Origin of the sequence: Bacillus spizizenii TU-B-10 (assembly GCF_000227465.1) — a bacterium.
Classification (GTDB): Bacteria; Bacillota; Bacilli; order Bacillales; family Bacillaceae; genus Bacillus; species Bacillus spizizenii.
On sequence record NC_016047.1, the window covers coordinates 2,899,328 to 2,921,294 of the forward strand.

The following is a 21,967-nucleotide window of genomic DNA, read 5'->3' on the forward strand; positions in this document are numbered from 1 at the left end:
CACTTGAAAATCGGGTATATGTTTTTAGAACTTTCTTTTTAAAAAAGTGAAACCTTTTTCTATGCTCTTCGTATTACATCAGATCATCACAATAAGGGAGGTGCCTTCACACAATGTTTGTCATGGTTTTAAGGATTATATTGCTTGCACTTTTTGCTTATTGTATTTATGCCGCAGTCAAATATGTCGCGAATCCAAAGAGAAGGCTCAAGCTGGCCCAATCAAAAGAACATTTTTATATTATTGATGAACAGAACAATACCCGAAAGAACTTTCAGCTGACGTATAAAGGCGTGCTTTTTGAAGGAGAAAAGCATATTCCTTCCAAGGACCATCCGCTGTTTATCCACACCATCTTTGTCTGGACAGAATCTCCTGAGAAGCTGAAACATTTTTCTGCAAAAGATTTTGAGAACATTGAAGAAAAAGTGCTGGAACGCTATCCGAATTGTAAGATTGACTGGGACCAGCCCATTAAACTCGCAAAAAAAGCAGAAGAGCGTTAAAACGCTTTTCTGCTTTTTATAAATCAAACGGGCTGTAATAAATGCCGATCAAGATCGCTTCAATGACCAAAAGAAGTGGCACTCCGTACTTAAAAGACGTGTGTTTCGTTTTATGTCTGAAGGTTTGCATGCCAAGCCAGACACCGAGCGCTCCAAACACGATCGCTATCAGCCACAGCCGTTCTTCAGAAATTCTCCATTTGTGCTGCTGCGCTTTTCGTTTGTCAACGCCCATCACCCAAAAACCGCATAGATTAATCAGCACCAAATAGACAGCAATAACCATGTGGCCTCATCCTTTATATAAAAAAGCCGCTCTGCTGGAGAGCGGCTCTATATGATTACTTGTTTAATTGAGCTTTAGCAGCATCAGCAAGCTGATTGAATGCAGTAAGATCGTTTACAGCAAGATCAGCAAGCATTTTACGGTTTACTTCGATACCAGAAAGCTTAAGACCGTGCATTAAACGGCTGTAAGAAAGACCGTTCATGCGAGCAGCTGCATTGATACGAGTGATCCAAAGTTTACGGAAATCACGTTTTTTCTGACGACGGTCACGGAAAGCATAGTTTCCAGATTTCATGACCTGCTGGTTAGCTACTTTGTATAATGTATGTTTTGAACCGAAATAACCTTTTGCTAATTTAAGAACCTTTTTACGACGCTTACGCGCAACAGTTCCGCCTTTTACTCTTGGCATTAAATTTCCCTCCTAATTGTTCCTTATCCGATTACTTGATGTTAGCAAGCATTTGTTTGATACGTTTGAAGTCTCCTGCACTTACAACAGCACTCTTGCGAAGCTTACGCTTTTGCTTTTGAGATTTGTTAGCGAATAAGTGACTTGTATACGCGTGAGAACGTTTTAACTTCCCAGAACCTGTCTTTTTAAAACGTTTAGCAGATCCGCGGTGAGTTTTCATTTTTGGCATGGGATTTCCTCCTTATTGCTTTTCGTTTTTCGGCGCGAGCATTAAGAACATGCTACGGCCGTCCATTTTTGGTTTTGTTTCGACAGTCGCAACCTCAGCACATGCTTCAGAAAAACGGTCTAACACACGCTGACCGATTTCTTTATGAGTGATTGCGCGTCCTTTAAAGCGGATAGAAGCTTTCACTTTATCGCCTTTTTCAAGGAATTTAATCGCATTGCGCAATTTCGTGTTAAAGTCATGCTCATCGATTGTCGGACTTAACCGAACTTCTTTTAAGTTAATGATTTTTTGATTCTTGCGTGCTTCTTTTTCCTTTTTCTGCTGCTCAAATCGGAACTTACCGTAGTCCATGATTCGGCAGACAGGCGGTTTTGCATTCGCTGCAACTAACACAAGGTCAAGATTTGCGCGGCCGGCGATTTCAAGTGCTTCCTGACGGGACTTGATTCCAAGCTGGTCGCCATTTTGTCCGATCAAACGGACCTCACGTGCACGGATACCCTCATTAACCAATTGATCTTTGCTAATAATGAGCCACCTCCATAGTTTCTTCGAATTGATTCACAACTCATTTTGACTGCATTCTGCAGGCAAACAAAAAGTGTGGGCATTATAAAACACCCACACTACGAACATCTGTATCAATAAAAATGTACGGTCAACCTGCCAACTACATGCATGTGTCAATCAGGTGAGAAGCGGGTGCTTCTGCTTGTGATTTATATTCAATTCAATAACTATTCTACACAATACCGGATCTTTAGTCAAGGACGACTTATCCGGAACAACTTTTACATTGTAACATGGGTTTTCTATGAGCGCAAGAGAGAAAAAGAAAATCTTTCATCCTCATCCAGAATGTAAAGTTTCTGAACGGCTTAGCCACGCATCAAGTGTTCTGTTGAATAACATCGGTTCAGCCAGCGGTGGCCGATCCCCGGATAGGCTGAAAATAGCTGATTTGCTCTTCCCACATCCAGCCGCTGACACCCCCGCCATGAATAAAGACCATGCGCCGAGGATAGTGTACCCTGATTCTGTTATATGAAGAATCAATAGTCTCCCCCATCCTTCTCCTTATTTCACAGTTTATCATGAAACCACTGACAGGAAAAAATGTAAAGTAAAGTTAATCCCTAACCGATATAGCAAGCAGAAGGGAGTCTGACACATGAACAAACTGATACAGCTTGCTTTATTTTTCACATTGATAGTAACCGGTTGCTCGAATAGCAGCACATCTTCCGAACCAAAAGCTGAAACGGTTAAGACAGCCGTAGCATTTAACCAAAAGGAACTAGAGCTGAAAAAACTAAAACCCGTTTCATTGGAAATGAAGTTTGAAAGTCCGCTCGCTGCTGAATTAGGAAAGCTGAAAGCAAAAGAAGAAGCAGAGAAACAAAGACAAATCGAGGCCGCAAAAAAACGTGAAAAAGAGCAAGAGGCGAAACGAAAGAAACAGCAGGAGGAAGAAGCTGAGAGACAGCGATTGGCAGAGCGGCAGGCGGCAGCAGAGAGACAGCGATTAGCGGAAGCTGAAAGACAAGCTGAGCTTGAAAGACAGAGACAGGCAGCAATCCAAAAAGAGCAGGAAGAGAATGCTGAAAAAAAGCGGCAATCGCAAGCACAACGGCAGCAGACCGAAGCACCCTCATCTAATAGCCAACATGCACCATCTTCTTCGAAACAGACAGATGATACCATTCAACAGCCGGCTTCAGAGCTTCCTGATGACGATGGTTATGGTTATGAAGAACGAAAAAAGTGGCATGACGATCAAGTGGAATGGGGCATTAAACAAGGATATATCGACCCCGAAGACGCACCATAAAATAGAAAAAGCCAAGGCTTTCAGCCTTGGCTTATCCTCCGATCAGCTGCACGAACACAGGAATGACAAGAACCGTTACCACTCCTACTACGACAACCGCAATACTTGCCATCGCAGCTTCGACTTCTCCCATCTCGATCCCGACGGCTACACCGAGTGCATGTCCGGACGTTCCGAGAGCCAATCCTTTAGAAATGGGATTCTTTACTTTAAACACCTTCAAGAACAATGCTCCGAGCGCATAAACAATTACAGCGTTAAAGATGACCGCAAAGGCAGTGATGTCGCTGATGCCTCCAATGTCTTTTGATAGAGGAAGCGCAATTGCCGTTGTAGCCGCCTGCGGAAGCATGCTTTTCATCACTGCCGCATCAAGGTGAATACCTTTTGCGAGCAAATAAACAATCGTGACAGAGCAGATAGAGCCGACAATAATGGAGGACATGATTTGCCACCAGTATTTTTTCAGCTTATCTCTTTGTTTGTAAAGAGGAATTGCAAAAGCGATCGTCGCCGGTTCAAGGAAAAACTTAATGATTTCTCCCCCGTTATGATAGTCCGCATAGGAAAAACCGCCAATTTTTAAAAATGCGATCCCAAGCACCATGGCAACAAACAAAGGAGTGAAAAGGAAGAAGCCTTTCGTTTTCTTAAATAAAAAGGTGCCGATGCCGAATGCAGCAAGTGATACGACAATTCCGAAATAAGGACTCATTGTGCTTTCCATCTGATGAACCTCCTGTTTCCTTAATGGTGAACGAGTTCTTTATTGTTCTGCGGGCTTTGCACTGTTTTTGTTTTCATATCCGCTGCGGATTTGCGTTTTCCGCTCAGCGAAAGAATCAGCTGAGAAAACAATCCTGTAGCCCCTAGCAAAATGATCGTTGCGAGCAGAATGACAAGAACAATTTGCAGACCGTATTGCTGCATCACACCTAGCGAATTCATAACAGATATACCTGACGGGACAAATAAAAACCCGATCAGAGAGGTTAAAGACGTTCCGAGCGTTTCTACTTGTTCCAATTTAATGACTTTCAAACATAATAGAAGAAATAATAAGACCAACCCTACAACCGATGCCGGGATAGGTATCGGGACAATAGCTGCAATCATATTCGAAACCAGCATAATGACGGCAAAAATAAATGCTTGTGTTAAAAACCCGTACACTTTTTTAGCACTCATTTTCTTCACCTCTTTCTCTTTGGTACCCTCATTATAAATAAGAATCCCCTGTTATGAAGCGCTTACAAGATAACATGCCGAATAGCGGGACTGAGTTGCAGAATCAAATGGCTGAAATGCAAAAAGCCGCCCATCAAATATGGAGCAGCTTTTTCAATTCCTTTGCATATGTCCGGCTGACCGGTATTTTTGATCCGTCTTTCATGATCAGATTGTACGTTGAATTAAACCACGGCTGAATTTCTTTAATATATTCGGTATTGACGACAAAGCTTCGATGGACGCGGATAAAGTCAGCATCAGGCAACTTTTTCTCAATCACAACGAGCGTATCGCTGACCGAATAAGATGTATCGAAGGTTTTTACATTGACATGACCATCTTCCGTCCCAGCATAGATAATGTCCTTCGTATCTATGATTACAATTGATTCTCCGACAGATAGCGCGAGTTTATGCTGGCCGGCATGGCTGTTCTGTTCTATTTCAACGATATCCCGATTTACTTTTTTATATTTTTTCAGCGTTTGCTGAATTCTTTCCTCATCGAAAGGCTTAGTTAAATAATCAAGAGCGTCCACCTCAAACGCTTTGAGCGCATATTGGTCATACGCTGTCGCAAATACAACAGCAGGAGGATGCTTCATTTTTTTCAATCGCTTTGCGATATCAAAACCGTTTTCTCCGGATAAATCAACGTCTAAAAACAGCAAATCAGGTTTTTGATCCATCATTTGGTCAAAAGCAGATTCGATATTTTCCGCTTCATTGATTTCTATTTCCTCATTGGTCCGCTTGAGCAAGTAAGCCAGTTCATCCCTTGCCAGCATCTCATCATCAACTATTAACACCCTGAGCATGTTCTTCTCCCTCTTTCATCTGTTGCATTGGCACTCGAAAGGAAACCTCTGTCCCTTTCTGAACCTCACTCCTGATATTCAGTGCGGCTTGCTGTCCGAATAAACCGACCAGCCGCTGATTCAGGTTATAAAGCGCTGTACCGGTTCCCTCCTTAGACGGAAACGGTTTCTTTCCCAGCTCCGGCAGGATGTCCGGCGGAATTCCCCGTCCGTTATCCGTCACCTTCATATAGACGAATGTATCATCAGATAAGACACAGACCGTAACTTTGCACATGTCTTGTTTTTTCGGAAACGCATGACGAAGCGCGTTTTCCACAAGCACCTGTAAAACAAACGGAGGGATTTCAGTCTGTTCCAGCCTGCTGTCGATATTCAGCTCAATCTTATATTTCCCGGGAAAACGCGCCTGTTCTAATGATAAATAGGCGTGGAGGTGGTTCAGCTCCTTTGAGAGCGGAATCAGCAGCTGTCTCGCTCCTTGAAGGTTTGAACGAAAATAAACACTGAGCTGCAATAAGAGCTTACGTGTTTTTTCAACATCCGTGCGGCATAACGCAGAAATCGTATTGATCGCATTAAATAAAAAATGCGGATTCACCTGTGCTTGAAGCGCTTTGATTTCAGCATCCTTGAGAAGCTTGCTTTGCAGCTCTGCTTCCCCAAGCTCAAGCTGTGTCGAAAACAGCATGGCCAGCCCCTCAGCAAGCTCCTCCTCTACTTGGCTCAGGCCAGCCGGGTTTTTAAAATACATTTTTAAAGTGCCGATTGTATTGCCGTTTGATGTCAGCGGCAGGACAATCGCCGCATGCAAAGGACATTCAGAATGCGTGCATTCAATCTCTTCCTGGGAAATCGCCTTCATGATTTGCCCTGTTTTTATCACCTTTTTGGACAGGCCGGTGATCAAGCTTTTTGATGGGATGTGGTGATCCATTCCCGCGCCGACATGCGCAAGGATCTTCTCATTGTCAGTGAGAGACACCGCATCTGTTCCGGTCAGCTTATGGATAATAGCCGCCACACTTTTACAGGAGTTTTCATTTAGACCTTGGCGAAAAAAAGGAAGCGTCTGGTCAGCAATTGTCAGCACTCTGTGCGTTTCAAGCGCCCTTGCCTGCTCTTCCTTGCGGATGATCGCTTGAATAATCGACAGGAAAATAAAACTGCCTGTTCCGTTGATGAGTATCATCGGAATCCCGATCATACTGACAAGCTCCCAAGCGTCACTGAATGGCTTCGCCATCAGCAATATAATCACCATCTGCAGTGACTCCATGCCGATTCCCACAAGAGCGGCGATACGCGGTGTCGGCATTCGGTACCGCTTCGTAAAATACCTGCCGATCAAGCCTGCAAGAACACCCGCTAAAACGGATGATACCGCACAGCTTAAGGCCGTGCTGCCGCCGAGCGAAAAACGGTGCAGGCCTGCCAGTATACCGATCCCCGCTCCTACAAACGGACCTCCGAGAAGGCCTCCGATTTCCACGCCCAAAATACGGGTATTCGCGATAGAGCCCGACGGATCTATCGCAAACACCCAGTCATTGTTTACAATCATATTTTTTTGAATTTCGATGCCTGTATAATTGCTGATGATACTAAAGAGAGAAAAAATAGAGATTAAAACCACTTTTCCTTTATAGCCGTCCTGATTTTGCAAAGCTTGTCTGAAAAGCTTCGTATGGGCGAGAATGAAGCCCAATATAACGATAATCCCTACCCTCTCAAGCATCATAATCATTAAATGAATCATGCATGTCACCTGTTCTTTCCGTTTTCATTCTAGCATGTTTTCGTTTCACGGCTGACTGTTTTTTTAAAATCGTCTGAAAACATATTTCACAAGGCTTTTATCTATTGTAAAATAAAATGTGAGCCTTTTGGCAGAAAGATTTGAATCTGAAGCAGAGGAGAAGATCATGAAAGCCGTATTTTTTGATTTAGACGATACACTACTTTGGGACGAAAAAAGCGTCAGAACAACATTTGCAGAAACTTGTTTACAGGCGGAGAAAAAATATGGCCTTGACCCGCAGGCATTCGAAGCAGCTGTTCGCGAAGCGGCGAGAGAATTGTACATGTCATATGAGACGTATCCATATACAGTGATGATCGGCATTAACCCGTTTGAAGGACTGTGGTCCAATTTCTCCGAACCGATCAGTGAAGGCTTTCAGAAGCTGAACAAGATTGTGCCGGAGTACAGAAGAAACGCATGGATAAACGGGCTGAAAGCGCTTGGCATCGATGATCCTGCATATGGCGAATACTTGGGAGAGTTTTTCGCGGCAGAGCGCAGAAAACGCCCCTTTGTATATGATGAAACATTTGCTGTACTCGATCAATTAAAAGGCAAATATGAATTGCTGCTTTTGACAAACGGCGATCCGAGTCTGCAAAAGGAGAAGCTCGCCGGCGTGCCTGAACTCGCCCCTTATTTCAATGAAATCGTCATCTCGGGCGCTTTCGGAAAAGGGAAACCGGATGTTTCAATTTTTGAACACTGCCTTAAGCTGATGAATATTGAAAAAGACGATGCGATCATGGTCGGCGATAATTTGAATACTGATATTTTAGGCGCTTCAAGAGCCGGTATCAAAACTGTTTGGATTAATCGGACAGATAAGAAAAACGAGACCGATGTGACGCCTGATTACATCATCAGCAGCCTTCATGATTTGTTTCCTATATTAGAGAAATAAAAAAAGCATGATCTCTTCAATGAGATCATGCTTTTTTATGTTATTTTTTCGCTTCAGATACTGCCTTTTTCACAAAATCATCTAGTGAAATGGTTTCAGAGTTCTGCTCTCCGTACTTACGGACGTTTACCGCTCCGTTTTCTGCTTCTTGGTCACCGACCACAAGCATGTACGGAATTTTTTGCATTTGCGCTTCGCGAATTTTGTAGCCGATTTTTTCATCACGGCTGTCGACTTCTACACGCAGGCCTTCACGCTGCAGGCGTTCCTGCACTTTTTTCGCGTAGTCTAAATGCACAGCCGGAGACACCGGGATGACTTGGAACTGAACAGGTGCAAGCCATGTTGGCAGCGCGCCTTTGTGTTCTTCGATTAAGAAGGCAACAAATCGTTCCATTGTTGATACGACACCTCTGTGAATAACAACCGGACGGTGCTGCTTGCCGTCTTCACCGATATAGGTTAGATCGAAACGTTCAGGCAATAAGAAGTCAAGCTGAACCGTAGACAATGTTTCTTCTTTGCCAATCGCTGTTTTCACCTGAACATCAAGTTTAGGGCCGTAGAATGCCGCTTCACCTTCTGCTTCGTAATAGTCATGGCCGATTTCGTCCATTGCCTCTTTCAGCATGGATTGTGCTTTGTTCCACATTTCATCGTCATCAAAATATTTCTCTGTATCTTCCGGATCACGGTAAGACAGACGGAATGTGTAATCACTTAAACCGAAATCTTCATATACATCCTGGATTAAACGGACTGTACGGATAAACTCATCCTTAATTTGATCCGGGCGCACAAAGATGTGTGCATCATTTAACGTCATGCCACGTACGCGTTGAAGCCCTGACAGCGCACCTGACATTTCATAGCGGTGCATCGTTCCCAGCTCCGCAATACGAATCGGAAGCTCGCGGTAGCTGTGAATGTCTTGTTTGTAAATCATCATATGGTGCGGGCAGTTCATTGGACGCAACACAAGGGTTTCATTGTCCATTTCCATCGGAGGGAACATGCCTTCTTGATAATGATCCCAGTGTCCTGATGTTTCATACAGCTCTTTGCTCCCAAGCACAGGTGTGTATACATGCTCATAGCCGAGGCTGATTTCTTTATCAACAATGTAGCGCTCGATGACGCGGCGGATTGTCGCGCCTTTTGGCAGCCAAAGCGGCAGGCCTTGTCCGACTTTTTGAGAGTTCGCAAACAGCTTTAATTCTTTGCCGAGCTTTCTGTGGTCACGCTCTTTCGCTTCTTCAAGCATGCGAAGATGCTCTTCAAGATCAGCTTTTTTGAAGAAAGCTGTGCCGTATACGCGCTGAAGCATTTGGTTGTTGCTGTCACCGCGCCAGTATGCGCCTGCAAGGCTTAACAGCTTAAACTCTTTGATTTTTCCTGTTGAAGGAACGTGCACGCCGCGGCACAGGTCAAAGAATTCGCCTTGCTCATAGATCGAAACGGTTTCTCCTTCAGGAATGGCATCCAATAGTTCAAGCTTCAGGTCGTCGCCGATTTCTGCAAAACGGGCTTTCGCTTCTTCACGGCTGACTTCTTTTCGAACGATCGGGAGGTTCGCATTGACGATTTTTTTCATTTCTTTCTCGATTTTCGGCAGATCCTCCGGTGTAATCGCTTCTTCCATTTCTACATCGTAGTAAAAACCGTTTTCGATGACCGGACCGACACCGAATTTGACATCTTTATAAATGCGTTTAATCGCTTGAGCAAGCAAGTGAGCCGTACTATGGCGCATAATTTGAAGACCTTCTTCTGAGCCTTCAGTAATGATTTCCACTGTACCGTCTTCATTGATCGGTGTTCTCAAATCGATTTCTTTTCCGTTCAGTTTTCCGGCTAATGATTTTTTCTTTAATCCCGGACTGATGGATGCCGCGATATCTTCTGTTGTTGTTCCTTTCGCAAACTCCTTGACTGCTCCATCAGGAAATGTGATTTTTACCATATCTGACATCTATGTCACTCCTTTTTTGCATATAAAAACCCCGCCCCCTATGAAAGGGACGAGGTTGAATAAACGGAATCGTGGTTCCACCCTTTTTTCCGCAAAGCCAATACTCCGGCAACTGCGGCTCTAAGCTCTGTAACGGGAGTTCCCGTCAGCCATTACTGCTCCTTTAAAGGGGTTCACAGCTGAAGTTCAAAGGCGGTAAAGTGAATGGTCCTTAGCTGGGAAGCTTGCAGCCGGGGCTTCCCTCTCTTTGAGCCGGTATCATTCCTTCGTGTCCTTATCAATACGTGTGTCTTTCTTAATCTCCTATGTATTATAAATTGTTCAATCCAAAAAATCAACACGATCGTATTTCCTTTTTCAAACCGACAGCCTTATATATACAGGCTGCCGGCCCTTATCCTTCCGAGTGCTTCACAGGTATTTCTGCGTCTGAAAAAGCGTGCAGCGGAAGCATTTCCATTCTCTCTTGAAATACGTTTTGAATGGTCCTTGCCATCATGTGCTCGGGCTGGTCGGTGTAAAGCACCACTTCATCAGGCGCAATGGAAATCAGCGGCGCGAGCAAATGAGAATCAATGTACATAGGATGATCGCGGACGAATCGCCTGTCTATGTATTTCATTTTTTCCCGTTCCGGCACATAGCGCAGTTCCCATAATGTAAATGAACCATCATGGACAATATGCACCTTTTTGATTCGCGGCTGTTTTGCTGTTACATAGTCTCTGAGTGTTTGAATAAAGTTTTGATATTCCTGTTCCATCTTATATTCATCTATCGCCGCTTCCGTAATGTCTCTAAGCTGCTTGTAGTATTGTCCGAGTCGGAAGGTCTGAAAGGAACGAATGGAAAATAAGCCTTCCTCTAAACAAATCGTTTGGAGTTCATCCAAAATTGATTGTTTCCGCGAAAGCTTTAGCGGCTCAAACGGCAGATCGTCCGCTTCTCCTTCAATAATACTGTGTGCGAGCTGAAGGATTTGCTGCTGTTCATCCTGGTCCGTGAAGCAGTATGTTCCCTCAATCAATGACAGCATATGCTCGTCTTCTTTGCATTCTAAAAAAAACTTGACCAGAATCGGCTCCATAAAATGCTGAATAGAGAAAGCCGGCTTAGCTTTTTCAATCCCGATTTTCCGTATGCCTTCACGGACAATGATATTGTTCCGATCGTCCGAATGCTGAATGAGATGTAAAAAAGCGGCTGCATCATGGTCATCTTCAAAGATTATTTCAAGCATGTTTGTCCCCCCTTACGGCATCTGTTACAAGTATATGGGGGATGTTTTTAAAATAGACGTAAAGGTCATTGGCAAATCTTAATTTGATTCTTGGAACAGGTTTTGCATTTTCTTTCTGAAGATGAACGGCAGCGAGATAAACACGATATACAAAGCGAGCACCATAAAGAAAGCGGGCAGATTGCCAGCCAAAAAGCTCGCACCCAGCACATTAAGCGCAATGGTCCCAGGGATGATTCCCGCGGCCGTCGCCGCAAAATATGGCAGCGCTTTGACATTGGAAAGACCTGCCGCATAACTGACGAAATCAAAATTGATCGGCAGGATTCTTAAAAGAAAGATATAAAAAAATCCGTTATCCTCCATCTGCTTCTGAATGGCTTCCAGCTTTTCGTAATGGCCGTTCTTTTTCGCAGCAAACAAACCCGCTGCAAAAAACGAAACAGCTGAGGCGCACATCGAACCGAATAACGTGTAAAGCGTGCCGAGAAGCGGGCCAAACGCAAGCCCGCCCGCTATAGAAATAACAGACACCGGAAATAAAACAAGAGGTCTGACGATGGATATCCCGATAAACATCAGCGGTGCAAAGACCCCGAATGACAATATCCATACCCTGATCTCTTTCGGCGATACATTCAAATACCTTTTATTTCCCCAAAAGATTAAACCTGCAACGGCCAGCACTGCCAGCCATTTAAGAGCGGTTTTTCGTTTCATACCCTCAGTTCCTTCCCCTTTGAACCGCAGCGATTACGGATGGCGGCGGTTTTCTCCGTCAAGGCGGATTGGAGCAGCCAAATATAATATCCGCTCCATTAATCTTGCCGCTTTTACTTCTTCCTTTTCTCCCCTTTGCGAATACGTAAAATGATGCTTCAGTTCGTCAGGTGAGAAATTAGAAGAAAAGAACGTCGGAAGCTGCTGGGACATTCTGTGCTGAAGCACCGTTCCGATGACTTCATCCCTTACCCAGCTCGTCATTGATTCCGCTCCGATGTCATCAAGCATCAATACAGGTGTTGTTTTGACCATATTGAGCTTCTCTTCCAATGAATGGTCTTGAAGCGAATTCTTGAGCTCTCTCACAAATTCGGGTACATATACGATCATGGAGGAATACTCTTTTTCCGCCAGTTCATTGGCAATCGCAGCGAGCATAAACGTTTTTCCTACCCCGAATTTCCCGTATAAATACAGTCCTTTCCCTTTTCCCGTCTCATTATAGCTTTTCAGAAAATCCGTAACATGCTGGAACATCGCGAGCCTGCTCGGATCACTGATATCAACCTGCTGGAATGTCGCTCCGAGAAGGTCCTGCTGGATATACATGCTTTTCATAAGAGACTTTTGTTTTTTCTGTTGGTCGAGCTTCCGTTTGACCGGACATTCATAATACTCGATATCAATAGAACGGCCATTGACAACAAGCTTCGGATGGTAACCCTCCAACAGATTGTTGCAATCTTCATCTTCTGAACAATAGGAGCAATTCTTGCTTTGTCCGCTATATTCATAAAGCTTATTTAAGCTCTTTTCAATCATTTTTTGATCAATCATTTCTTCGTTTTCCTTCAAAAATGCCTGAACATCTTGATCCTTCATGACTTTTTCCTTCATTTGTTCAAGACGTTTTTGGAAATCCGGTCTGCCGGTTACGCCCTGCAGGGAACGGCCGATTGGTTCCATCTATTACTTCACCCCGCATCTCTGTCTTTAATAGGCAGAGTATTTTTTCAGTTTTTGCATCTCTTCCATCATCTTTTTCTTCTGTTCTTCCAAATCCTGAGGTTGCAGCTTCTGCTGTCCGGATTCTGAATCGGAGGCTGTTTCCTTTTCTTTCATCCAGTCAGGAAGTTTTTCTTCGCGAATCACTTTTGAGTTTCGTTTTGATGGCTGATTTGCTTTCCCTTCAGCCCATTCAAGGTATTGGCGGTTTTCTTCTATCGCGAGCTTCATCGCTTCTCTGACCGTTTTTACCTTTTTGCGCGCCCAATGCGACGCGATTTTTTGGATATAGTTTTTCGACAGCTTCATATCGGTTTTCAGCATGACGTAATAAATTAACACATTTGTAACGCCTGGCTCGAGCTTCTGTTCAAACATAATTTCTTCTATGATTTTCAGATCAGCTTTTGACGGCTCAGTTCCGTCGGCAATGTCCTGCAGAAGCTTCTTCGGAGAAATCGCCTCAAGCAATGCGATCAGTTTCCCGTCCAGCGAATCCCCTTCCGCCGGTTTTTCGCCTTCACGCAGATGCACCGGCTGTGTTTTTTCCACTAAGTCAGGCAGTTGTCCGTTTCTTTCGATTTGATACCAGTCACTTGCCGCTTTTCTTAAAGCCTCCGTCGTAATGACGTCACGCTCATCAATCGCGCTCATCACGACATTTTGCATTTGCAAAGGATCTATGCCGTACAGATAAGAAAGCTTTTTGATTGTGTCCCGCACCTGCTGAGTCATTGCTTTTCTCGGAATCATCGTCTCAGAAAGTCCCGCTAAAAACAAATCAAAATCAAACACATCCTCCGTTATGGTGTAGGACGGTGCCTGTCCGACAGAAGTATACTCTGTGCCCTGCGCAAGTTTCACCGTTTCCTCCATATCAGATGTGAGCTTCCATTCACTCGGCTGCAGCGATTCAAACGCATGATTAAACGGCCGCGTAATGTCCTTCGCATCTTCTGAAATGGCCGGGTGCGTGAAAAATTGTTTTAATTGCTGATATTTTGTTTTTCCGACTCTATTGTACAGAAAAACATTCAGCATTCCGTCTTCAAAAAAATCATTTGGCCTGAGCGGCGGAAGGAGTTCATATATAAAGAGGCGCTCCTGCCGCTCGGATTCCTTCATATATACTTTTAGCAATCCGATGCCTTCGAGCTTCCCCTGTTCCTGATGGATCGTTTTTAAGTTAGACTGTGTCATCCCCATCAGCTGTCTATGTGTGGACTCTCCGCCCCACAGACGGTTTTGTTCAAGCTCTCCCCACAATGTCATATAAAGAGAGAATGCAACAGGGCCGATTAAGGGCTGATACAGTTGTGTAATAATTTGTCTGTCTATATCCTGCAGCATCGATCTGCTTTTGACCACATACGGATCTACAGGCAGTACATCTTTCCAATAGTCAGCCATACATTCTCAAACCTTCCGAATTTGTTTCTACCTTTCATTTTACACCGTTTCTCATATCTATCAAATGCCAATTTTGCACATGAGAAAAGAGCTAGAAGAATCCTCTTAGCTCTTTTAACGCTCTTTCTTTATTAAATCTTTTAATTCATCGATAAAGACGTTTATATCTTTAAACTGCCGATAGACTGACGCGAACCGTACATATGCGACTTCATCAATCTTAGCCAGCCGGTCCATCACCATTTCTCCGACGAGCTCGCTTTTCACCTCAGAGCAGCCTTGATTGCGAAGTTCTTTTTCAATATCAAAGCACATGTCTTCAAGCGTTTTGAGTGAAACAGGTCTTTTTTCACATGCTTTTATGAGGCCGCGCAGCATTTTTTCTCTGCTGAATTCCTCACGCACACCTTCTTTTTTCACGACGATGAGCGGGGTTTCCTCCACTTTCTCAAAGGTCGTAAACCGGTAGTGGCAGGATTCACACTCGCGTCTTCGGCGAATCGATTTTCCGTCATCCACAGGCCGTGAATCGAGGACTCTCGTTCCGTTATGCTGGCATGAAGGACATTTCAATAAAATCAGCTCCCAACTATTTCGTTCCCTGCAATGTATTTTCGGCAGCCTCCGCCTTTTAAAATAGATGTGAAAGCATCTGTCGGGAGAGCCGTTGTGTAAAGCTGTGTCTACAGCATCTGGTGGTTTGTGAAAATCTCTTTCTTATTTTACAAAAAAAACGAAAAAAGAAAAAGCTGGACCACCCTTGTTTCTTTATAAAAATAAAAGGAGCATAAGCTAAAAAGCGCAAAATGGCTTTCTAGCTTCAGCTCCCTTTGTGTTCGTGTTTACTATAGTACTTTCGCTTGCGCCTGTTTAATTTGCACAGGCCCCATTCCTCTTGGTATTTCAATGTTTTCTCTTGTATCAGCATGTAATGCCTCTGCGATGTAATCAGCAGCGACATTAGGATCTAAGTCTCCACAAGTATAAACATCAATGCTCGCATATCCGTGCTCAGGAAAACTGTGAATTGTTAAGTGTGATTCAGAAATAATCACAACTCCGCTTACGCCTTGCGGTGCAAATTTGTGAAATGCAACCTCGCGCACCTCAGCACCTGATTTTAGAGCAGCATTTACAAACGTTTTTTCAATAAAATCCATGTCATTCAGCTTATCAAAATCGCATCCCCATAGCTCGGAGATAACGTGACGCCCCATTGTTTCCATAGTCATGGACCCCCCTTAACAAGAATTAAAAAGTGAAATTCCAACAACTGGGTCGGCCATTTACCACGGGGGAAAGTTAGTCCGGAGAGGTCCTAACCCTTTAAGTAATTCCGAAACAGTCTCAAGCAAGAAGTTCACGAAAAATAGTATACTGTGTTTAAGTCTAATTTGCAAGGTGCGTTTTTTCAGAAATATGCTGTTAAGGGTTTTTTCTTCAAAATGCGTCCATGACCTTATTTTATACAGCAGACGGATGTTTCATTCGTGCCGCTACATGGCGGATCAGATCAACGACTCTGCATGAGTAGCCCCATTCGTTGTCATACCATGCGAGCACCTTTACTTTTCTGTCTTCCATTACCATTGTCGTAAGCCCGTCAATGATCGCTGAATGCGGATTTGTATTATAGTCAGTCGAAACGAGCGGTTCATCTGAATAATCAAGAACGCCGTACATCGAAGTTTTGGCAGCCCGTTTAAATGCCTCGTTTACCTCTTCAGCCGTTACATCAGTTTTCAGATCGACAACGAGATCAACCAGTGAGACGTTCGGAACAGGGACGCGCAAGGCAAGGCCGTGAAGCTTTCCTTTCAGATGCGGCAGCACGAGCGAAAGCGCCTTTGCCGCTCCTGTTGTCGTCGGAATGATGGATTCACCGCATGCCCGCGCCCGGCGCAAATCTTTATGCGGATTATCAATATTTTTCTGGTCATTCGTATATGCGTGAACTGTAGTCATCAGCCCGCTCTCAATGCCAAATTCTTCATCCAGCACTTTTACAACAGGCGCAAGGCAATTTGTCGTGCATGACGCATTTGAAATAATGACATGGCGGTCGGCGTCGAATTGGTCCTCATTTACTCCCATCACAATGGTAACGTCTTCATTTTTTCCCGGAGCAGTCAGAATGACTTTTTTGGCCCCCGCTTCTATATGACCCATCGCTTTATCTTTTGAATTAAACTTCCCTGTCGCTTCGACGACAATGTCAATATCATATTCCCGCCAAGGCAGCTGTTTTGGATCACGGCTGTTTAATAAAAGCACTTTCTTTCCATTCACGATTAGGCAGTCTTCACCAGCCACAACCTCTTTGTCGTACCTGCCGTGATTTGTGTCATACTTTATTAAATGAGCCAGCGTTTCTGCGGAATAGCTGGCGTTAATGGCCACTACTTGAATTTGATCATCTAACATTGCTTTTCTAAAAACCATTCTCCCGATTCTTCCAAACCCGTTGATCGCTACTTTTACCTTCATGTTGGACACCCCTTATCGATTATGTCATTCTAATTTGTTGTCATCTGTAATTAGTATAACACATTAAAATGGATTCGCCAGTACATATTGTTAAAAATCAACGATTACAACGCTAATTTATGATACATTATATGTTTTCTTGCACACAAATTAGGCGTAAGAACCAAAAAGCAGCCAGCGTTCCGCACTGACTGCTCTCATTTTTTATGACTCCTGTTTTAACTTATCATTGAGCACACTTTCTTCTAACACAGAAAATGTATCCCCGTACACTCTGTTAATATGACTCGCTCCCCAAGCACACAGCATGTCTAAAATCCCTTCTAAGCTGCGGCCGTATTCGCTAAGCTCGTATTCCACTTTGGGAGGAACCTGATTGTACACGATCCGGTTAATGACACCGTCCGCTTCCAGCTCGCGCAGCTGCTGGGTCAGCATTTTTTGCGTGATGTTAGGCATCAGGCGCTTTAATTCACTCGTGCGTTTTTTTCCGTGCGTCAGATGGCATAAAATGACGCATTTCCATTTCCCGCCGATCACTTCAAGAGTCGCTTCAACTGAAATGTTATATTTTTTCTGCTCCATGCGGTTCACTCTCCTTACAGGCACTAAAAAGTGACTATAGCACTTAAAAGTACGTACTTTTCTTTTTTGACGATATCTTTCATAATCACATTTGCCGGCTGATTTGAATCTGCTCTTTTTTATTTATATAGCTTACTCGGCAGAATTTCAATCATACAACACATCATACAAAGGAGGAACATGATGACTTCAGCCAATAAAAGCAGCATTCCTGCACTACTGGCTTTGGCCGTAAGTGCATTCGCCATAGGAACAACCGAATTTATCAGCGTCGGCCTTTTGCCGCTCATTTCTGATGACCTGCACATCCCTGTCACAACAGCGGGATTGACCGTTTCCCTTTATGCGCTTGGCGTTACATTCGGTGCACCTATATTAACTTCATTGACCTCAAGCATGTCACGTAAGACGCTATTGCTTTGGATCATGTTGATTTTTATTGCCGGGAATACGATGGCCGCTACCGCTTCAAGCATCGGGATTTTATTAGCAGCACGTGTGATATCAGCTTTTTCGCACGGTGTGTTTATGTCGATCGGTTCGACAATCGCAGCGGATATCGTCCCTGAGGATAAAAGGGCTAGCGCGATTTCGATAATGTTTACAGGGCTCACTGTGGCAACTGTAACCGGAGTTCCTTTCGGCACGTTTATCGGCCAGCAGCTCGGCTGGCGTTTTGCCTTTATGGTCATTATCGCCGTCGGAATCATTGCTTTCATTACAAATGGCATTCTTGTCCCGTCCAAATTACGAAAAGGGACGAAAACAACGATGCGGGATCAATTGAAGCTTGTGACAAACGGCCGGTTATTGCTTCTATTTGTCATTACAGCTCTTGGATACGGAGGAACATTCGTTGTATTCACGTACCTGTCTCCCCTGCTTCAGGAAGTAACAGGCTTCAATGCCGGAACTGTAGCAGTGATCCTGCTTGTATACGGAATTGCCATTGCAATCGGCAATATGATTGGCGGAAAGCTGTCAAACCGAAATCCGATTGCCGCTTTATTCTATATGTTTATCGTACAGGCACTCGTTCTATTCACGCTGACATTTACGGCTCCATATCAAACAGCAGGCCTTATCACCATTCTCTGTATGGGATTGCTGGCCTTTATGAATGTGCCCGGCCTTCAGGTGTATGTCGTCATGCTGGCTGAGCGTTTTGTCCCGAGTGCAGTTGATGTCGCATCCGCGATGAATATCGCTGCCTTTAATGCAGGGATTGCGCTTGGCTCATATCTTGGGGGTGTGATCACCGATTCAATCGGACTGATTCATACCGCTTGGATAGGCGGATTAATGGTAGTCGGTGCAGTTATCTTAACAGGCTGGAGCCGCTTGATGGAAAAACGGGATCAACAGGAAGCCTGACAATTTTAAAGGAGGAAATCAATATGACAACACATTTACAAGCAGCAGCAACACTTCATAACAGGGTAAAAATGCCATGGTTCGGCCTAGGCGTATTCCAAGTGGAAGAAGGATCTGAACTGGTAAACGCAGTTAGAGCCGCCATTGTTCACGGATACCGCAGTATTGATACTGCCGCTATCTACGGAAATGAAGCTGGAGTCGGAGAAGGGCTTCGGCAAGGCATTGAAGAAGCAGGCATCTCAAGAGAGGATCTGTTTATTACATCAAAAGTGTGGAATGCAGATTTAGGCTACGAGGAAACACTTGCCGCATTTGAAGCAAGCGTGTCAAAACTCGGTTTGGATGATTTAGATCTATATCTTATCCACTGGCCTGTAGAAGGAAAATATAAAGAAGCCTGGAGAGCGCTTGAAACTCTGTATAAAGAAGGCCGTGTCAAAGCGATCGGCGTGAGCAACTTCCAAATCCATCATCTTGAAGACCTGATGACGGCTGCTGAAATAAAGCCTATGATCAACCAAGTGGAATTTCACCCGCGTCTTACACAAAAAGAGCTGATGGCATACTGCAAAAAACAAGGCATCCAGATGGAAGCTTGGTCACCTTTAATGCAGGGACAGCTGCTGGATCACCCTGTACTGGCAGACATCGCTCAAACATATAACAAATCAGCAGCACAAATTATTTTGCGCTGGGATCTGCAGCATGGCATCATTACGATTCCTAAATCAACGAAGGAACACCGCATTAAAGAAAATGCCAATGTGTTTGACTTTGAGTTAGCACAGGATGACATGAACCGAATCGATGCGCTGAATGAAAACCTGCGCGTCGGTCCTGATCCGGACAACTTTGATTTTTAATGACAAAAACACCGTTCTAACGAACGGTGTTTTTGTATTCTGCCCAGCTAGTGATGATTTCATCAAGCTGCTGTTTGGTCTCTGCAAGCGTGCCGCTGTTATCAATGACTTGATCTGCTCTTGCTGTTTTTTCCTCTAAGGGCATTTGAGCACGGATACGGCTGACCGCCTCTTCTTCCGTCAGCTGATTGCGCTTCATCAGACGTTCCAGCTGAAGCTCTTTGGTCACACTGACCACAATAATTTTATCAACTAAAGATTCCAATTTGCTTTCAAACAATAGCGGGATATCTAATACAACAAATGCCTCGCGATTTGCTATGGCTTCATCACGGCGATTGAGCATTTCCTGCCTGACTGCGGGATGAACAATTGCATTTAAAGCAAGACGCTTTTGTTCATTTGTAAATACCAGTGCCCCAAGCTTTTTTCGATCTATATCACCGTTTGGGAGCAGGATGTCTTCACCGAATTCGTCAATGATTTGCCGGTAGGCCGGCATCCCTTTTTCTACCGCTTGTTTGGCAATGATATCTGCATCTATAACTGTTATTCCTTTTTCAATCAGCATATTGGCTACCGTACTTTTGCCGCTAGCTATTCCTCCCGTTAAACCAATGACTAAGGTCAAGAGATCCACTCCTTTTTACAATTTCCAGAGCCCAATCGTGATCAGCAGAAGCCCCGGCAAAAACGCCATCTTATCAATCCATTTCCATTTAGAAAGAAAATGGCCGGCATTGATTCCGATTGATACAAACAGCGAGCTCATGATTGCCACGGCGATGCTCATCACAATCGGTGAAAAACCGAGAATGGCTGCGCCAATACCTGCTCCGAAGGCATCAATCGATAAGGCAAATCCCAACAAGACCGCCTCAATTCCATTGATCACACCCGATTTGTCGATATCCGCACTCATAGGTTTTCTCAAAATATGAATCACAATCCCTAATGACCGAACCTCTAAATTAAGCAGCGTTTTTTCATGCAATAAGTATTCTTTGTCTTTTGCCGGTTTGAAAAATTGATACAGAACCCACGCACCGATTCCGACCAATACCAAACCGCCAAGCTTCTCCGTTACATATACAGGAAAAAACTTTGTAAGAAAGCTTCCGATCAGCATGGATATAAACATGACAGCACCGGAACAGCAGGCGATAATTAAAATCGCTTTAAACGGTATTTTCATTTTTCTCAATCCGTACGTAAATCCGACTGAAAAACTGTCCAAGCTGACAGCCAACGCCAGCAGCAGTATAGAAACCATTTGCATATCCGTTTCTTCCTTTCTGTTGGTGCTCTTGTATCAGATGTAAAATGCCCGGGATTCATCACAATCATATATATGGTAAAGTGAAAAATCCGTGTTTCGAAAATGGCATCCTCTATTACAGAGTTACTGATATATGCACCGACAGCTTGGACGATGAAGCATTATGCTACTTTTTTTTCTGGCACTTCGCGCAAAAATGCGTGCCCCTGCCTCCGACGACAATTTTTGAAATCATCGTTCCGCAATTTTTGCACGGCTCGTCTTTTTTTCCATACACAAAATGCTGCAGCTGGAACATTCCAATTTCCCCTTGGGAGTTGATATACGAGCGGACTGTGCTGCCGCCCGCGTCAATCGCCTCCTGCAGGGTGTTTTTGATTTCAGCATGAAGTGTTTTGATTGTTTTATCTGATAATTGATTTGCTTTCGTCTCAGGATGGACACCTGCTCTGAAAAGAGCCTCGTCCACATAAATGTTCCCGAGTCCCACAACTGTTTTCTGATCCAGTAGGGCGGTTTTGACAGCACGGTTTGTTTTGGCAAGCCGTTCTTTTAAATATGCACTCGTAAATTCTTCTGCATCCGGTTCCGGCCCTAATTGAGAAAGAGGGAGCTCGCCCGCTTCCTCTCCCGGTTTAAATAAGTGCATGGTCCCAAACTTCCGCACATCCCTGTAACGAAGCTGTGTTTCGTCTGTCATCGTGAATATGACATGCACGTGTTTATCGTCTGGCTCCTCCGCTTGATGAAGCCCGTATTTCCCTTCCATTCGAAGGTGGGAAACCATGACATAATGATCTAAATGAAACAGCAAAAACTTTCCCCGTCTTCCGATAGACTGTATCGTTTCTCCTGCTAGATTTCGCGCAAATTCCTCCGGTTCGGCAGGCCGTTTGATGATATTCGGCCATCTGATCTCTACCGATTTGATTGTTTTTCCCTTTACAAGCCCGGTCAGAGTGCGCCGGACCGTTTCAACCTCTGGTAATTCCGGCACA

At 44.2% G+C, this 21,967-nt stretch carries 25 protein-coding genes and 1 other annotated feature; of the genes, 5 read left to right on the plus strand and 20 right to left on the minus strand.

Features of this window, described 5'->3' with window-relative positions:
• The first annotated feature begins 113 nt into the window (after nt 1-113).
• On the plus strand, nt 114-506 hold the full coding sequence (gene ysdB, locus GYO_RS36490) for a sigma W pathway protein YsdB (protein ID WP_003222423.1): 393 nt from the start codon (nt 114-116) through the stop codon (nt 504-506).
• A gap of 16 nt (nt 507-522) precedes the next feature.
• On the opposite strand, the gene GYO_RS36495 is transcribed toward ysdB, so the two are convergent.
• The 4 genes from GYO_RS36495 to infC are packed head-to-tail and all read right to left on the minus strand — an operon-like array spanning nt 523 to nt 1,973.
• The gene (locus GYO_RS36495; protein ID WP_003222422.1) at nt 523-792 is read right to left on the minus strand and encodes a DUF1294 domain-containing protein; all 270 of its coding nucleotides are present in this window, start codon (nt 790-792) and stop codon (nt 523-525) included.
• Nucleotides 793-847: 55 nt separating this feature from the next.
• Complete coding sequence (rplT, locus tag GYO_RS36500; RefSeq protein WP_014114727.1) at nt 848-1,207, minus strand: 50S ribosomal protein L20; 360 nt, start codon at nt 1,205-1,207, stop codon at nt 848-850.
• A gap of 31 nt (nt 1,208-1,238) precedes the next feature.
• The gene (gene rpmI / locus GYO_RS36505; RefSeq protein ID WP_003222418.1) at nt 1,239-1,439 is read right to left on the minus strand and encodes a 50S ribosomal protein L35; all 201 of its coding nucleotides are present in this window, start codon (nt 1,437-1,439) and stop codon (nt 1,239-1,241) included.
• A gap of 12 nt (nt 1,440-1,451) precedes the next feature.
• On the minus strand, nt 1,452-1,973 hold the full coding sequence (infC, locus tag GYO_RS36510; RefSeq protein ID WP_010886591.1) for a translation initiation factor IF-3: 522 nt from the start codon (nt 1,971-1,973) through the stop codon (nt 1,452-1,454).
• A 58-nt stretch (nt 1,974-2,031) separates the two neighbouring features.
• Nucleotides 2,032-2,162: a sequence feature (ribosomal protein L20 leader region), on the minus strand.
• A gap of 451 nt (nt 2,163-2,613) precedes the next feature.
• Here infC and GYO_RS36520 point away from each other — a divergent pair.
• Nucleotides 2,614-3,273, plus strand: a complete 660-nt coding sequence (locus GYO_RS36520) for a hypothetical protein (RefSeq protein WP_014114730.1) — start codon at nt 2,614-2,616, stop codon at nt 3,271-3,273.
• A gap of 31 nt (nt 3,274-3,304) precedes the next feature.
• On the opposite strand, the gene lrgB is transcribed toward GYO_RS36520, so the two are convergent.
• From lrgB to lytS, 4 genes are all read right to left on the minus strand, one after another.
• Entirely contained in the window at nt 3,305-4,000 is a 696-nt protein-coding gene (gene lrgB / locus GYO_RS36525; protein WP_014114731.1) for an antiholin-like protein LrgB, read from the minus strand.
• Nucleotides 4,001-4,020: 20 nt separating this feature from the next.
• Nucleotides 4,021-4,461 (minus strand): antiholin-like murein hydrolase modulator LrgA, encoded by a 441-nt coding sequence (lrgA, locus tag GYO_RS36530; RefSeq protein WP_014114732.1) that lies wholly within the window; start codon nt 4,459-4,461, stop codon nt 4,021-4,023.
• A gap of 133 nt (nt 4,462-4,594) precedes the next feature.
• Nucleotides 4,595-5,320, minus strand: a complete 726-nt coding sequence (gene lytT, locus GYO_RS36535; RefSeq protein WP_014114733.1) for a two-component system response regulator LytT — start codon at nt 5,318-5,320, stop codon at nt 4,595-4,597.
• A complete protein-coding gene (gene lytS / locus GYO_RS36540; protein ID WP_014114734.1) occupies nt 5,298-7,079 on the minus strand; it encodes a two-component system sensor histidine kinase LytS in 1,782 nt (593 codons plus the stop codon). Before lytS ends, lytT begins: the two co-directional genes overlap by 23 nt.
• A 166-nt stretch (nt 7,080-7,245) precedes the next feature.
• Between lytS and GYO_RS36545 the strand changes: the two genes are divergently transcribed.
• Nucleotides 7,246-8,028 (plus strand): HAD family hydrolase, encoded by a 783-nt coding sequence (locus GYO_RS36545; RefSeq protein WP_014114735.1) that lies wholly within the window; start codon nt 7,246-7,248, stop codon nt 8,026-8,028.
• Nucleotides 8,029-8,068: 40 nt separating this feature from the next.
• Here GYO_RS36545 and thrS read toward each other — a convergent pair whose 3' ends face one another.
• From thrS to GYO_RS36590, 9 genes are all read right to left on the minus strand, one after another.
• Nucleotides 8,069-10,000, minus strand: a complete 1,932-nt coding sequence (thrS, locus tag GYO_RS36550; RefSeq protein ID WP_041521035.1) for a threonine--tRNA ligase — start codon at nt 9,998-10,000, stop codon at nt 8,069-8,071.
• A gap of 394 nt (nt 10,001-10,394) precedes the next feature.
• Nucleotides 10,395-11,240: a putative sporulation protein YtxC gene (gene ytxC / locus GYO_RS36555; RefSeq protein WP_041521036.1), complete on the minus strand. Its 846-nt coding sequence runs from the start codon at nt 11,238-11,240 to the stop codon at nt 10,395-10,397.
• 78 nt (nt 11,241-11,318) lie between these two features.
• Nucleotides 11,319-11,960, minus strand: coding sequence for a TVP38/TMEM64 family protein (locus GYO_RS36560; protein WP_014114737.1), 642 nt, complete (start codon nt 11,958-11,960; stop codon nt 11,319-11,321).
• A 33-nt stretch (nt 11,961-11,993) separates the two neighbouring features.
• Nucleotides 11,994-12,929: a primosomal protein DnaI gene (gene dnaI, locus GYO_RS36565; RefSeq protein WP_014114738.1), complete on the minus strand. Its 936-nt coding sequence runs from the start codon at nt 12,927-12,929 to the stop codon at nt 11,994-11,996.
• A gap of 27 nt (nt 12,930-12,956) precedes the next feature.
• Nucleotides 12,957-14,378 (minus strand): replicative helicase loading/DNA remodeling protein DnaB, encoded by a 1,422-nt coding sequence (dnaB, locus tag GYO_RS36570; RefSeq protein WP_014114739.1) that lies wholly within the window; start codon nt 14,376-14,378, stop codon nt 12,957-12,959.
• A 114-nt stretch (nt 14,379-14,492) separates the two neighbouring features.
• The gene (gene nrdR, locus GYO_RS36575; RefSeq protein WP_003223586.1) at nt 14,493-14,951 is read right to left on the minus strand and encodes a transcriptional regulator NrdR; all 459 of its coding nucleotides are present in this window, start codon (nt 14,949-14,951) and stop codon (nt 14,493-14,495) included.
• Nucleotides 14,952-15,223: 272 nt separating this feature from the next.
• The gene (gene speD, locus GYO_RS36580; RefSeq protein ID WP_003223584.1) at nt 15,224-15,604 is read right to left on the minus strand and encodes an adenosylmethionine decarboxylase; all 381 of its coding nucleotides are present in this window, start codon (nt 15,602-15,604) and stop codon (nt 15,224-15,226) included.
• Between the two features lie 238 nt (nt 15,605-15,842).
• Nucleotides 15,843-16,865, minus strand: coding sequence for a glyceraldehyde-3-phosphate dehydrogenase (locus GYO_RS36585; protein ID WP_014114740.1), 1,023 nt, complete (start codon nt 16,863-16,865; stop codon nt 15,843-15,845).
• A 204-nt stretch (nt 16,866-17,069) separates the two neighbouring features.
• A complete protein-coding gene (locus tag GYO_RS36590) occupies nt 17,070-17,450 on the minus strand; it encodes a winged helix-turn-helix transcriptional regulator (RefSeq protein ID WP_014114741.1) in 381 nt (126 codons plus the stop codon).
• Nucleotides 17,451-17,633: 183 nt separating this feature from the next.
• Between GYO_RS36590 and GYO_RS36595 the strand changes: the two genes are divergently transcribed.
• Together GYO_RS36595 and GYO_RS36600 are read left to right on the plus strand one after the other, a co-directional pair.
• The gene (locus GYO_RS36595; protein WP_014114742.1) at nt 17,634-18,824 is read left to right on the plus strand and encodes an MFS transporter; all 1,191 of its coding nucleotides are present in this window, start codon (nt 17,634-17,636) and stop codon (nt 18,822-18,824) included.
• A 23-nt stretch (nt 18,825-18,847) separates the two neighbouring features.
• Nucleotides 18,848-19,690: an aldo/keto reductase gene (locus GYO_RS36600; protein WP_014114743.1), complete on the plus strand. Its 843-nt coding sequence runs from the start codon at nt 18,848-18,850 to the stop codon at nt 19,688-19,690.
• A gap of 16 nt (nt 19,691-19,706) precedes the next feature.
• Here the strand turns inward: GYO_RS36600 and coaE are convergent, their stop codons facing one another.
• The 3 genes from coaE to mutM form a co-directional block, all read right to left on the minus strand.
• Complete coding sequence (gene coaE, locus GYO_RS36605; RefSeq protein ID WP_014114744.1) at nt 19,707-20,321, minus strand: dephospho-CoA kinase; 615 nt, start codon at nt 20,319-20,321, stop codon at nt 19,707-19,709.
• Between the two features lie 15 nt (nt 20,322-20,336).
• A complete protein-coding gene (ytaF, locus tag GYO_RS43490) occupies nt 20,337-20,969 on the minus strand; it encodes a sporulation membrane protein YtaF (protein WP_014114745.1) in 633 nt (210 codons plus the stop codon).
• A gap of 166 nt (nt 20,970-21,135) precedes the next feature.
• Nucleotides 21,136-21,966 (minus strand): DNA-formamidopyrimidine glycosylase, encoded by an 831-nt coding sequence (gene mutM, locus GYO_RS36620; protein WP_014114746.1) that lies wholly within the window; start codon nt 21,964-21,966, stop codon nt 21,136-21,138.
• Nucleotide 21,967 lies beyond the last annotated feature (1 nt).